The following is a 12,921-nucleotide window of genomic DNA, read 5'->3' on the forward strand; positions in this document are numbered from 1 at the left end:
GCCGTCCGGAGGAGTCCTCCCGGGCGGCACCCCCGTTTAAGCGGTGATTTCGGCATGCCTCAAAGTCAGTGTGTTAGGATTGTCTACGGTCTTACAACCCTTCACCAGGACGCGCACGCGTAGCCCCCATTTGAGATGGAACGGCCGCCTTCGTATGGTGTGGTACCGAAGGATGCGATCCCATGATCGCTCCAGCCCGCGGGCCGCTCGGCGCCAACCCGTCCGCCAAGAGAGCTCGCCCCATTGTCAGTCGTGAAATTGGCTACGTTTGGCGTGCACCGGAGAACGCGTGACCGAGAGTATTCCTCTTCAAGAAACCATTGCCGTCAAGGCAGATCACCTCTACAAAGCATTCGGACGCCGTCCGCACGAGATCGTCAAGAAGCTCAAGGCCGGCAAGAGCCGCGCTGAGATCTCGTCGCACGGAGTTGCCGCCGTCATCGACGCCTCCTTCGAGGTCAAGAAGGGCGAGATCTTCGTCGTGATGGGCCTGTCGGGATCGGGCAAGTCCACCCTCATTCGCATGCTCAACGGACTCTGGGACACTACCTCCGGCACAGTAAGCGTCGGCGGCACCGACATCACCGACGTGTCCGCCAAGGAACTGCGCGATGTACGCCGCAAGAGCATCTCCATGGTGTTCCAGCACTTCGCCCTGCTGCCGCACCGCACCGTGATCGACAATGTCGCCTACGGGCTCGAAATTCAGGGCATGGGCCGTACCGAACGCCTCGCCAAGGCGCGGACGATCATCGATCTGGTCGGCCTGGCCGGCTGGGCCGACAACCTGCCCTCCGAATTGTCCGGTGGCATGCAGCAGCGGGTCGGGCTCGGCCGTGCCCTCGCCGCCGACACCGACGTACTGCTCATGGACGAAGCCTTCTCGGCTCTCGACCCGCTCATTCGCCGCGAGATGCAGGAACAGCTGATCGAGCTGCAGGCCGCGCTCGGCAAAACCATCATCTTCATCACGCACGACCTCAACGAGGCCATGTTCCTCGGCGACCGTATCGCGGTCATGCGCGACGGCCGCATCGTTCAGATCGGCACACCGGAAGAGATCCTCACCGACCCGGCGAACGACTACGTCGCCCAGTTCGTGCAGGACGTCGACCGGGCCCGCGTGCTCACCGCCGCGAGCGTGATGGAACCCGTGCGAGCGGTCATCACCAAGACAGCCGGCCCCCGGGCCGCGCTGCGTACAATGCGCGACCTGCAGACATCCGTCACCTTCGTACTCAACCGCGATCGCAGCTTCGCCGGCATCGTGCGCGATCGCGACGTTCTCAAGCTCGTCAAGCGCGGCGAGACCGACCTGCGCGCCATCATCCGCGATGACGCCACCGCGGTCTTGCCCGAAACCGTCCTGGTCGATTTGGTCGAACCGTCGGTCGAGAGCGAACTGCCCATCGCCGTCGTCGATGAGAAGAACCGCCTGCTCGGCGTGATTCCGCGAGTCACCCTGCTCGCCGCGATCGGCAACGTCACGACCAATACCGGCCCGTTGCCCGTCGTGATGCCACCGGCCACCATCTCGGTCAGCCAGATCGCCGAGATTCTGGGCGACACCGCGCTGGAAGGAGTTGAAGCGTGAACGAGTTCCGAATCCCTGTGGGTTCCTGGGTCGAAGTCTTGTTTGATTTCGTAACCGAGCACTTCAGCTTCTTCTTCGACTTCGTTCGTCTTGCCTTTGCTGGCGCTTTTGAGACCGTCGACTATCTGCTGGTTTCCCCGCCGTTCTATGTGATCATCGGTCTGGCCGGTCTGCTGGCCGTGGCGGCTCGGGGGTGGAAGTTCTTGGCCGGGACAGTCGTCGGCCTCCTGCTGATCGTTGGCATGAATCAATGGGAAAATGCCATGGACACGCTTGCCCTCGTGCTCGTTGCGAGTGTGATCGCCATTGCGATGAGCATCCCACTCGGTATTCTGGCGGCCAAGTCGAAGGCAGCCTCGAGCGTCATTCGTCCGGTGCTCGACTTCCTGCAGACGATGCCTGCCTTCGTCTTTCTGATTCCGGCGCTCCTGTTCTTCCGCGTCGGTGAGGTGCCGGGAATCGTAGCGACTATCATCTTCGCGATGGCGCCGGGGGTGCGCCTGACGGAGCTGGGGATTCGCGGGGTCGACCCAGAGATCGTCGAAGCCGGGTCTGCCTTCGGTGCCTCACCGGGGCGCATCCTGCGCCAGATCCAGCTACCCCTCGCCCTGCCCACGATCATGGCTGGCATCAATCAGGTCATCATGCTGTCACTCTCGATGGTCGTCATTGCTGGAATGGTCGGCGCCGGCGCCCTCGGTGCGGAGATCATGACGAGTCTTAGCCGGATCGATATCGTGCTTGGTTCCGAGGCTGGTCTGGCCGTCGTAATTCTCGCCATATTCCTCGACCGAGTCACCGCCGCGCTCGGTACCGGCAAGACGCCCATCAGTCGCTTCATCGCGTTGCGCAAGAGCCGCGCGCCGGCATCCGCTTCGGTGGAAACCGCAGCTCCGGTCGAACCCGAATTGGTTCGTCTGTAACCCACACACTCACGGGCGAGCGAGCGCCCGTGTCCATCGGCGGTTGTCATAGCACTCAGATCGGCCGCCAGCACCAAGAGCCAACCCTGCCACCCTTCGCGGGTGTCGAGAATGGAAACACATGAAAATTCGTACCAAGTCATTCATTGCAGGAGGAGCCATTTCGCTCCTCGCCCTCAGCGGGTGCGCTTCCGCTGAAACTGCCACTGTCTCCAACGGCGACAACGCGGATATGAGCCTGGCTGTATTCAACGGCTGGGACGAGGGCATCGCCGTTTCCGAGCTGTGGAAAGCCATTCTCGATGAGAAGGGCTACAACGTCGAGCTGGAATACGCCGCGGAGGCCCCCGTCTACTCGGGCCTGGCCACCGGCGATTATGACCTCAGCATGGACATCTGGCTGCCTGACACCCACGCGTCCTACCTCGAAAAGTATGGCGATGACATCGTCGACCTCGGTGCATGGAATACCGAATCCAAGCTCACCGTCGCGGTGAATGCGGATGCCCCGATCGACTCCCTCGCGGAACTGGCCGAAAACGCCGACCTGTTCTCCAACCGGATCGTCGGCATCGAGCCCGGTTCAGGCCTCAATGAGGCCATGGAAGAGCGGGTCATCCCGACCTACGGCCTCGACGGTATGGATAACGTGACGTCGTCGACCGCGGGGATGCTCTCCGAACTCACCAACGCGACCGACAACGGCGAGAACATTGTCGTTACCCTCTGGGAGCCGCACTGGGCCTACGGAGCGTTCCCGATCAAGAACCTTGAGGACCCCGAGGGAACTCTCGAGAACATCGAGAGCATCCACTCCTACGGCAGCACCGAGTTTGAAGCTGACTTCCCGCAGGCCGCCGAGTGGATCAATAACTTCGAGATGGACCTCGATACGCTGTATTCCCTTGAAGAGGAAATGTTCGTCAACTACGACGGTCAGGACTACGCGCCGATCGTCGCCAAGTGGATCGAAGACAACCAGGAATACGTAGACGGCCTCACCAGCTAGTCACGGATTCTGCACGAAAAACGGCCCGCGTCCTTGGACGCGGGCCGTTCTATTTAATGTTTACGCGGCTTCGAGCTCGCGCACCTGCCGCAGCCAGCCGTTGAAGAGATCGCTGTCGAAATCATCCACGCCGCGCAGCTTGTACTCACTCATCTCTGCCGACCCACTGGCATTGAGCTTGCCCGAGTCATCGGTGATGGCCTGGCCGCGCCAGAACAACACCGTGACGAAGGTGGGGTAGGCCTTGAATCCGGCTACCGGCAGCTCGTCGTCGAGCCAGACCGGATGCCCGTGCCACAGTTCCGTAGACGTCTCCGGCAGGCCCAGGTCGAACGTGTCGCGGAGCAGGGAGACGACGCTCGCGAGCGGCTCGGCCGGAGCGGCGACGTATTCGTCGATCGTGGTCGGCTTGTGAGCGGATGCGACGGTGGCGGGAGCGGGCGTTGAGATGAGTGTGGAAGTCAGGTGAATAGCCTCTTTCGTGGTGGAGTTGGCGTACGGCGCTGGCCGAACGGATGCGTTTCTCCCTCCACACTCTCATGCCGTTCCCATTTGCGGCTGGGCAGACACTCAGGAACCGGAGCAAAAAACACCGCCCGCCGACCCGAAGGTCGACGGACGGTGCCAGGGAGACAATGCTACGCGGCGGGCGTCGCTGCCGTGCCGACGAGGTCAACGACGAAGACGAGAGTGTCCGTGCCGCTGATGCCAGCCTGGGTGTTGCCCGCTTCGCCATAGCCCTCGCTCGGCGGCAGAACGGCGATGACCTGGGATCCGACGGTCTGGCCGACGAGTGCAGCACCGAAGCCCGGAACGACCTGGCTGGTGACGAACGTGGTCGGGCCAACGGTGGTCCAGGATGAGTCGAAGGTTTTGCCGGTACCCCAGATGACTCCGGTGTATTCGACCGAGACGGTGTCGCCGTCGGCGACGACAGCGCCGTCACCGAGCTTCGTCGTGGCGATCTGCAGATCGGTCGGCGGGTCGGTGTCGGGGATGGTGATGGTGGGAGCGCCATTATCGGCGAGCTCAACGGTAGGCAGGCCAGGCACGACCGGCTGGTCCACCCCGTCAGCGCGGTCGGCGAGGTTCGTGATCGAGATGACGTCGGTGACGAAAACGACCGAGTCCCCGGCGGCGATTCCGAGCTGGGTATTTCCGTCTGCGCCGAACGCGTCGTCCGCAGTGCTGACGGTGACGATGCGGTCGCCTTCAACGGAACAGTTGACGGCCCGCACCAGCCCCTTGAGGAACGTTTCGCCGACGGTGATGGTCTCGCTGGTACCGCTGGTCGGGTAGGTCGTTTCCTGCACCGTAGCGCCGGTCGTCCCGTTGTAAACCGAGAGTGACACCCCAACCAACGAGCCGGCACCAGCCTCGGTGGTGCCCGTTCCCTTGATCGCCACGGTGCGCTGGGTGGCCGCCGGCGTCAACGGCTCGGCGAACTTGAACGCGGGCACGGCGCCGAAGTCGCCGGTCACGGCGACACCATCGGACACAGCGCCGGGCGCGGTGCACTCGCTGAAGGCGGCATCCGCTGCAGGGGCGGAACTGGTTGCCTCGGGAGTACCGCTGCTTCCGCAGGCGGTCAGCGCGAGCGTGAGGCCCACAATGGTCAGGAGCGCGGGAATTTTCGACACGGGGCCTCTTTCGAGAACGTAGCTGTGGGCAAGCACTGATTGGTGAATGTCTTGGTGGCGCAGACGGCCAAGTGCCCACTCTGCCACGGTTCGCCTATGAACCGGCTGAGTGGATGCGACGGCGCGCCGCCCAGCGCACTTCAGTCGTCGAGACCGCGGGCGATCAGGGCCTCGCCCAGGGCATCCGCTGCGTAGAGCGAGCGCACGACCACCGGAACGGCGATCGACAAGAGCGAGCCCTGGGTACCGCGGGCCGTGCGGGCCTCGAGAACCTCGCGAACGATGTCGGAGACAAGAGGAATGCAACGGATGGTCAGGGCCACCAGCAGCCCCACCCGGTCGGCGTCGATGAACCGATTGAACGGACGCAGCAGGGTCTGGAAAGCTTCCAACACCGCGGTGACCGTGGTCGTCATCGTGAACAGGGCGGCCAGGGCCACCGCAACGACAAGGCGGCCGGTCATCAGTGCGGCGACAGTCCAGCCCGAGAGCAGACCCTGAATCGGTACGGCTACCAACAGAATCAGCAGAATCGGCGCGATCTGGGCGACGGCCGCGCGCAGGGGCACCTGGGCGATGAGGAACAACAGTACGACTCCTGCCGCAGCGCCGCTGACTACCCACGGGTCAGACGAGGTGCCGATCAGCAGCACGCAGAGCGAGAGCAGAAGCAACTTGAGCAGTGTCGGTGCCCGGTGAATCAGTGAGGTTCCGGGGCTGTAGAGACCGATCACGCGCGGCTTCTCACTGCAACAGGGCGCGGTAGGCAGCGAGGGAGTCGGCGGGCGCGCCATCGGCGACCACGGCACCCTCTTCGATCACGATCACGCGGTCGAACTCCTCGACCAGGTGCAGGTGGTGGGTGACCACGATGACCTGTTGGGGGAGCGTCTGCAGCAGTTCGGAGATGCGTCGGGCATTGCGGGCGTCGAGCAGGGTAGTCGGTTCGTCGGCCACGATTGTGGCCGGCTCCGCCACCAGTACGGCCGCGAGGGCGAGCAACTGCTTCTGACCGCCGGAAAGACGGTGCGCCGGATGGTCGGCGTGCTCGCTCAACCCGAACTGTTCGAGGGCCGCGGCCGTGCGCTCGGCGATCTCGGCGGCAGACAGGCCGCGACGGCGCAGGGTGAATGCCACGTCTTCCTGCACGGTGGGCATCACGATCTGATTGTCGGGGTTGGTGAAGATGAACCCGACCTTGCGGCGCACCTCGCGGGCGTGGCGGGCCACATTCTGCCCGTCGACCGTCACGACGCCGGTGGTTGGCGTGACGAGCCCGTTGATCATGCGCACGAGCGTGGACTTGCCCGAACCGTTCGCGCCGACAATGCCGATGCGATGCTCGGTCAGGCTGAGGTTCACATCGTGCAGCACGGTGCGGTCGCCGAAGGACTGCCCGACCTGCTCGAAGTGGATAATACTCACGCTCGGGCCTGACGACCCTTCGGCAGCGCGATCAACCCGGGGTAGGCCTTGTGTACCTGGCCGGCGACGAGCACGGTCAGCACGACCTTGATCAGGTCGCCGGGGATGAACGCGACGTTCAGGCCCAACGTGGTCCACAGCGGCAGGCCGAGGTTCAGGGCCATGACCGGAACTCCAACCAGATAGACGGCGACGATTCCGCCCAGAATCGTGGCACCGAGAGCCAGCCAGAACGGATACTTCGGCAGCAGCCGGGCGGTGAGGTAACCGGTGACGAAGGCGCCGAGCAGCCAGCCGTAGAGATAGCCGGCCGCCGGGCTCACCGTGAACACGCCGATGCCGCCGCGCGCGCCGGCCAGCAGGGGGAGTCCAACAGCCGTGAGCACGAGAAACAACAGCACGGCGAGGGTTCCCTTGCGCGGGCCGAGGATGGCCCCGGCGAACATCACTCCGAGTGACTGCAGGGTGATCGGTACCGGCCCGATGTTGAGCGGTCCGGCCAGGCCGAGCGCCGCGATGAGGGCGGCGAAAATGGCGATCTGGGCGAGATCGCGGGCGGGCAGAATACGTCGAGAACGGGTGCTCGAGAGAACGGTATCGGTCATGGTTTCAAATCTAGAATTCGGTGCCCGCCGGCCGCTGAAGAATACCTACAACAAAATGCCGGGAACTGTAGAGGTCGTGATTTGAGCGCCTCAGCAGCCGGGGCCGTGGGGGTTGGTGTTGCAGTCTTCGGCGACGAGCACGGTGGATTCCTTCGCTGCGACGACGGTGAAAGGGGCGGAGGGGACGGTGACGATGCCTTCGACGGGTCGCCAGCCCTGGTCGCCGAAGCTGTAGTCGGCGCGGTATTCGACGGTGAGGGTGACCGTGTAGGTGCCCTTCTTCGTGTATTTGTGGCTGGTGGGGGTGGTGGAGAATTCGGCGACGGCGAGGTCGGCCCAGCTGGCTCCACCGGTCGGGGTAGAGGCGGTGCTGCCGTCGCCGTAGTTCCAGCGGTACCCGATCGGGGTAAACATGACCTGTGCGGGTTGTCCGAGTAGTACCCCGTCGCCGATATGAGTGGATGCTGCTGCCCAGAAATTCGCGGCCAGTCCGACGATGGCCCAGCCGTTGGGTTCCATGCCGGTGGGGGCAATGGGCGCGGGGAAGTTCTGCAGGTCGGTGACCCGGATGATCGTGTCGGGTGAGCAGCCTGTGCAGGGTGTGGTCGGGGCTGCGAGGGTCACGGGCCACTCGGGATGCCGTGAGACAACGGGGAAGTCGCCGGAGCCACAAAGCGTCCACTCCTGCTCCGCGGTCAGTTGGCCGGCGGGGTGCGCGCAGATCTCAGCCAGCGATGGACCCGTGCCCGCGGCCTTGCCGCCAGACGACTTGCCCGTTCCGCCGCCCGATCGACCATTCACTTCTGCGGTCAGATCAACGCCATCACCAGTTGTGACACCACCAGAGACAAGCTCTGGGCATGTTCCGTTCTTGATATCACTGGTGCCGCAGGCAACTTCATCAGCGGAGGCCGGTGAATTTACCAAGGAGCCGAATGCAAGGAGTGAGAGGAATCCAGCAGTCAGCAGAAATTTGAACCGGACCATACCGTTGACTCCGAAATGAGAAGTTGTTGGGAGATTTCATCGGGGGTTTTGAAGGTCACAACCAATGGCCATCGCGCTAAGCGATTTGGATCGGAAACTACAATCCCCGACGCATCCACCTTTTGGCTTTGGCTTAGATCGAGACAGACGTAGGCTCGCACTTCCCACCTTCCATCGGGTCGAGGATTGAACGACTGGACGGTCATCGAGTCAAATGACGTGGTGCCGGAGAATCTCCAACCGTTTTGTTCAAGCTCCTTCTTTGTCTTGACTTCATCATCCCGTTCAAGGCCGGTCGTCAGCGCGAGGTATTTGATCCACGAGTCTGATCCCTCAGCGCCCGCAGTGTCGCCAGCGGTCAGGTACGCGCCATAGGCGGCGGCCGCGGCGGCCAAGGCTTCCTCGTTCGAGGCGAACACTGGGGGAGTCTCGGTCGGCGCTGCCGTCGCCTCGGCGGCGGGTTCCGACGAGCCGTGGGGAGACGGAGTGGGAGCGGCCGAGCATCCGCTCAGTGTGCCGGCGGCGAGAAACACCATTGAAGCGATATGCACGGCTTTGTGCATGGGGCGACGACGCGGTCGGGTTCGCATGCGGTCACCCTAGACCGGATTGCTCCAATTCCGTTTAAGTTATGCACAGGCGTGGTGCACGCGCCGGATTCAGGATACGAGTGCGGCAGACAGCGATGTGTTCGGTGTCGGTGCTCGTGTTTCAACGAGAACACGATAGGCCCGGACGTGACCGTGCCAGCCTTATGACGGTGGCTCCGGTGGCCCGTTGGAATCAGCTCGTTGAGTCTTCTTTGGCGGGGTCTACCTATTTAGTGCCTATATGCATGACATTTCCTCGTGTCGGTGGTCGGGTGTTGTCTTAGATCATGACCAGCATGGCGATGGAGCTCACCCGGGCAGCGGCCGCTGTCGCAGCGCTGGGCGGGTCCAGTGCTGACTTCGCCGGTCTCTCCGATGCGGAGGTGCTCGCGGCGCGCGCCCCGATTGCCGCGTTGCTGCGGCTGAGTAACACGGTCGCGGCATTGCTCGCGGGCACGATTGCGGAGCGGTCGCGGCCGCAGTTGGGCCAGTCCGGGTTGGCGGCACGCCACGGGTTTGGCAACCCGACGCTGATGGCGCAGCAAGCCACCGGCCTCAGCCGCATTGAGGCCGGTCGGCTGCTGGCGGTCGGGGTGCTGATGAGTGAGACCGAGACAGCGGAGCGCGAGGGGGCGGCCGCCCGGGAGGCGGCGCGGGTCGCGCAGGCCGCGCAGGCCGCCGCGGATGCTGCGGCCGACGCGCAACGGGCATCCGACTGGGCAGCGGCCCAGTGGGAGGCGCGGGAGGCCGATCGGGCCGCGGCATGGGCCGAGTTGTATCCGGGCCTGCCGCTGCCGGAGGGTCCACCCCGCCCCGTGCCGGTGGTCGCCGTGGCGCCGGTCGTCCCGCCCACACCGGTGCCGCCTCTGCCCCTGGTGCCGCCGGTGATCGTACCGTGGCAGGCGCCGATCGTGTACGCCGTCGCCGCCGGCACGTTCTCGCCCGGCGTCGGCGATGCCCTGCTGCGAGGCCTGGGCAGTCTGGATCAGGCGATCACCGCGGAGAAGCTTGGCGTCGCGCTGCGTGTGTTGCTGGTGGAGGCTCCGGGCCTGAACACGGAGCAGGCGTTCAAACGGGCCAGGCGGATGCGGGATGAATTGGATGCTGCGGGCATCCTCGCGCGGGAGAAGCAGGCCCGCGACGACACCCGGTGGTCGTTGTGGCGGCGGGCCGATGGCATGGTCACGCTGCATGCGTTGCTGCCGCCGGAGCAGGGCGAGCTGTGGATCGCCACCTACGACGCATTGACCAGCCCGCGGCGCGGTGGGGTGCGGTTCGTGGATCCGGAGCGGGCGGCGTGGGCGCGGAGCGTGAAGGATGACCCGCGTACCGTCGATCAGATCGCTGCGGATTCGTTCACCCAGCTGCTCAAGCTCGGCGCTGAGGCCGACCCAAACACCCTGTTCGGCGGACGCCGCCCGGTCGTGCAGATCATTGTCACCGACCACGACCGCCCCACCACCATCCCCGACCCCCGCGCGGCGGTACCCAGCGCGACCGCACCCACGCGGCCGCCTACTACCCCAACGGATGCTCCGGTCACGGCCGCCACGGCCACCACCGCCACGCAGCCTGCCGAGACTGCCGACACTGCCGAGGTCGCCGGAACCGCCGATCGCAGCGCGGCCACGCGGGCCCAGTCCACCGGGACGGCCGGGACGGCCACGATGGCCATGCCGAGCACGCAGCCTTCCCCGGCCGCGCCAGGAACGGGGGTGTTCGGCTATATCGAGGGCAATCCGGCTCCGGTGTCAGCGGAGACTATTGCCCGACATCTGTGTGACACGGGCTATCTGGGTATTCTGTTCGATCAAGCCGGGCAACCCCTCAACGTTGGCCGGGATGCACGCCTGTTCAACCGCGAGCAACGCCGCGCCCTCGCCGCGCGCGACGGCGGATGCCGCTGGCCCGGGTATGACCAACCACCCTCGTGGAGTGAAGCTCACCACATTCAAAACTGGGTTGATCTGGGCTTTTCCAACATCGACCAGGCCATACTGCTCGGTGTTCTGCACCATTTGTTGCTGCACAACCGGCACTGGCGGGTCCTATTCCTCGACGAAACATACTGGCTGCAACCTCCGGTCGAGACTGATCCCGAGCGAACCCTGATTGCGCTGCCCAGCAAGAACCCGCTCATGCAGGAGCCGACGCTGCTCGAAGCGCCGCAGTAGCGTTACGCGGCGGCCAGCTCAGACCGGTCGCGTTGGACGATTGCGGTCGACAAGCTCAACCGACGAGATGGTTGGGCTCCGCACCTTGGGTCCCGACGGGGCGGGACGATCGAGGGGCTCTACCCGACGATCAGGCGGTGCGACCTACGTGCCGCCTCGGTGCTCGCCGCCGAGTCGGCGAGCACCGAGGCGGCGCGGCTGGCCATGATCGCATCCGCTGCCCGCACCAGCGCCAGGTGTGAGAGCGCCTGCGGAGTGTTGCCCATCTGGTGTCCGTTGGTCACGTCGTATTCTTCCGAGAGCAGCCCCACATCGTTCACGAAGCCGAGCAGGGTGTCCATGAGCGCGGTGGCGTCGTCAAGGCGTCCCGAGGCGGCGTATTGCTCGACCAACCAGAACGAGCAGGCCAGAAACGGATGCTCACCCGGCGGCAGGCCATCCACGGCGGCGCGCGTGCGATACCGCAGGAGCAGGCCATTGTGGCTGAGATCCGCCTCGATCGCGGCCACGGTGCCGAGCATGCGCGGATCAGTGGGCGCGCAGAAGCCGACCTGCGGGAGCACGAGGAGGGAGGCATCCACTTCGGTGCTGCCGTAGTACTGCACGTAGCTGTTTCGAATTACGTCAAAGCCGCGGCTCTCGATGTCGGCGCGCACCTCGTCACGCAGGGTCTTCCACCGGTCGAGCGGACCGTCGAGGCCGTACTTCTCGATGCCGCGCACCGCACGGTCGAAGGCGGCCCAGACCATCACCCGCGAGTGGGTGAACTCGCGGGCTTGACCGCGCACCTCCCAGATTCCCTGGTCGGCACGGCGCCAGTTTTTCTCGAGAAAGCCCATAAGGGCACGCTGCAGCGGCCAAGAGAACTCGTTCTCCTGCACCCCGGCCGCGCGGGCAGCGTGCAGGGCCACCATAACCTCGCCGATCACATCGGACTGAAACTGGTCGACTGCGCCGTTGCCGACCCGCACGGGGGAGGCGCCATCGTAGCCGGGCAGGCTGGTAAGTTCACGCTCGGGCAGATAGCGCTCGCCGGAGAGTCCGTACATGATCTGAACATCGCACGGATCGCCGGCAATGGCGCGCAGCAGCCAGGCCCGCCAGCCGTCGGCTTCCACCTCGTAGCCGTGGCTGAGCAGTACTTCGAGCGTGAGTGAGGCGTCGCGGAGCCAGACGTAGCGGTAGTCCCAGTTACGAGTGCCGCCGGCCTGCTCGGGCAGCGACGTCGTCGCCGCCGCCACGATGCCGCCGGTCTGCTCGTGGGTCAGGGCGCGCAGCACGAGCAGCGAGCGCACGACCTCGGCGCGCAGCGGCCCCTCGTGACTGCAACTCGACGCCCAGTTCTGCCACCAGGCGCAGGTCGAGGCGTGGACAGCGTCAATGTCGATGGCCGGCGGAACCTCGCGATGCGAGGGATACCAGGTCATCTGCGCGTCGACCGTCTCGTCGGCGGTGACCTCGAAGTGCGACACGTGGCGATGATCCGAGGCGCGTAGCTTGGGGCCGCGCACCACGATGGCGTCGGGGCCGGCGATCGCCACGAGGCCGCGCACCTTCTCGCCCTTCAGCTGCCGCACCCAGGGCACGGTCGTGGCGTAGCCGAAGCGAAATCGCAGGTCCTGGACCATCTGCACCGTGCCGCTGATGCCGCGCACGCGCCGCACCAGGTCGGCCCGACCATCGCCGTGCGGCATGAAATCGAGCACCTCGACCTGGCCGGTAGCAGTGGTCCACACCGTCGAGAGCACGAAGGTGTCGCCCTGGTAGCTGCGCACGGCCGTGGCTGTCATATCGGCGGGGGCCAGTAGCCAGCGGCCGTGGTTCTCGTCACCGAGCAACGCGCCGAACAGCGAGGCGGAGTCGTAGCGCGGCAGGCAGAGCCAATCGATGCTCCCGTCGCGTCCGACGAGGCCCGCCGAGTGGCAGTCACTGATGAGCGCGTAGTCCTCGATATTGAGTGCCATCAGGCCATCC

General features: G+C 65.1%; 12 protein-coding genes. 4 read left to right on the forward strand and 8 right to left on the reverse strand.

Annotated elements, in window-relative coordinates; translation table 11 throughout:
- The first annotated feature begins 289 nt into the window (after window positions 1-289).
- The 3 genes from BLS91_RS14055 (at window position 290) to BLS91_RS14065 (ending at window position 3,526) form a co-directional block, all read left to right on the forward strand.
- Window positions 290-1,594 (forward strand): quaternary amine ABC transporter ATP-binding protein, encoded by a 1,305-nt coding sequence (locus BLS91_RS14055; protein ID WP_194087801.1) that lies wholly within the window; start codon window positions 290-292, stop codon window positions 1,592-1,594.
- Window positions 1,591-2,517 (forward strand): ABC transporter permease, encoded by a 927-nt coding sequence (locus BLS91_RS14060; RefSeq protein WP_092341394.1) that lies wholly within the window; start codon window positions 1,591-1,593, stop codon window positions 2,515-2,517. Before BLS91_RS14055 ends, BLS91_RS14060 begins: the two co-directional genes overlap by 4 nt.
- 121 nt (window positions 2,518-2,638) lie before the next feature.
- On the forward strand, window positions 2,639-3,526 hold the full coding sequence (locus tag BLS91_RS14065; protein WP_092341395.1) for a glycine betaine ABC transporter substrate-binding protein: 888 nt from the start codon (window positions 2,639-2,641) through the stop codon (window positions 3,524-3,526).
- 60 nt (window positions 3,527-3,586) lie between these two features.
- Here the strand turns inward: BLS91_RS14065 and BLS91_RS20695 are convergent, their stop codons facing one another.
- The 7 genes from BLS91_RS20695 to BLS91_RS19660 all read right to left on the reverse strand — a co-directional run bounded on the left by BLS91_RS20695 (window position 3,587) and on the right by BLS91_RS19660 (window position 8,719).
- Entirely contained in the window at window positions 3,587-3,997 is a 411-nt protein-coding gene (locus BLS91_RS20695) for a DUF1801 domain-containing protein (RefSeq protein ID WP_134505269.1), read from the reverse strand.
- A 167-nt stretch (window positions 3,998-4,164) separates the two neighbouring features.
- A complete protein-coding gene (locus BLS91_RS14070) occupies window positions 4,165-5,166 on the reverse strand; it encodes an FKBP-type peptidyl-prolyl cis-trans isomerase (protein ID WP_092341396.1) in 1,002 nt (333 codons plus the stop codon).
- A 140-nt stretch (window positions 5,167-5,306) separates the two neighbouring features.
- Window positions 5,307-5,900 carry an energy-coupling factor transporter transmembrane component T family protein gene (locus BLS91_RS14075; RefSeq protein WP_092341397.1) on the reverse strand — a complete coding sequence of 198 codons (594 nt, stop codon included), beginning with the start codon at window positions 5,898-5,900 and terminating at the stop codon, window positions 5,307-5,309.
- Window positions 5,901-5,910: 10 nt separating this feature from the next.
- Window positions 5,911-6,591 (reverse strand): energy-coupling factor ABC transporter ATP-binding protein, encoded by a 681-nt coding sequence (locus tag BLS91_RS14080; protein ID WP_092341398.1) that lies wholly within the window; start codon window positions 6,589-6,591, stop codon window positions 5,911-5,913.
- The gene (locus tag BLS91_RS14085) at window positions 6,588-7,196 is read right to left on the reverse strand and encodes a biotin transporter BioY (protein WP_092341399.1); all 609 of its coding nucleotides are present in this window, start codon (window positions 7,194-7,196) and stop codon (window positions 6,588-6,590) included. The genes BLS91_RS14080 and BLS91_RS14085 overlap by 4 nt, the downstream gene beginning before the upstream one ends.
- A 90-nt stretch (window positions 7,197-7,286) precedes the next feature.
- The gene (locus BLS91_RS14090; RefSeq protein ID WP_140426008.1) at window positions 7,287-7,997 is read right to left on the reverse strand and encodes a PKD domain-containing protein; all 711 of its coding nucleotides are present in this window, start codon (window positions 7,995-7,997) and stop codon (window positions 7,287-7,289) included.
- A gap of 161 nt (window positions 7,998-8,158) precedes the next feature.
- Complete coding sequence (locus tag BLS91_RS19660; protein WP_159433871.1) at window positions 8,159-8,719, reverse strand: hypothetical protein; 561 nt, start codon at window positions 8,717-8,719, stop codon at window positions 8,159-8,161.
- 341 nt (window positions 8,720-9,060) lie between these two features.
- Here BLS91_RS19660 and BLS91_RS14095 point away from each other — a divergent pair, with 341 nt between their 5' ends.
- Window positions 9,061-10,947 carry a DUF222 domain-containing protein gene (locus tag BLS91_RS14095; protein ID WP_092341401.1) on the forward strand — a complete coding sequence of 629 codons (1,887 nt, stop codon included), beginning with the start codon at window positions 9,061-9,063 and terminating at the stop codon, window positions 10,945-10,947.
- Window positions 10,948-11,066: 119 nt separating this feature from the next.
- Here BLS91_RS14095 and BLS91_RS14100 read toward each other — a convergent pair whose 3' ends face one another.
- Complete coding sequence (locus BLS91_RS14100) at window positions 11,067-12,911, reverse strand: glycoside hydrolase family 15 protein (protein WP_092341402.1); 1,845 nt, start codon at window positions 12,909-12,911, stop codon at window positions 11,067-11,069.
- Window positions 12,912-12,921 lie beyond the last annotated feature (10 nt).

Source organism: Cryobacterium flavum, from assembly GCF_900103805.1.
Taxonomy (GTDB): domain Bacteria; phylum Actinomycetota; class Actinomycetes; order Actinomycetales; family Microbacteriaceae; genus Cryobacterium; species Cryobacterium flavum.

Excerpts from the sequence above, each read along its gene's own strand:
- BLS91_RS14065 (WP_092341395.1), top strand. The coding sequence starts at position 2,639 with ATGAAAATTCGTACCAAGTCATTCATTGCAGGAGGAGCCATTTCGCTC.
- BLS91_RS14085 (WP_092341399.1), bottom strand. The coding sequence starts at position 7,196 with ATGACCGATACCGTTCTCTCGAGCACCCGTTCTCGACGTATTCTGCCC.
- BLS91_RS19660 (WP_159433871.1), bottom strand. The coding sequence starts at position 8,719 with ATGGTGTTTCTCGCCGCCGGCACACTGAGCGGATGCTCGGCCGCTCCC.
- BLS91_RS14095 (WP_092341401.1), top strand. The coding sequence starts at position 9,061 with ATGACCAGCATGGCGATGGAGCTCACCCGGGCAGCGGCCGCTGTCGCA.
- BLS91_RS14100 (WP_092341402.1), bottom strand. The coding sequence starts at position 12,911 with ATGGCACTCAATATCGAGGACTACGCGCTCATCAGTGACTGCCACTCG.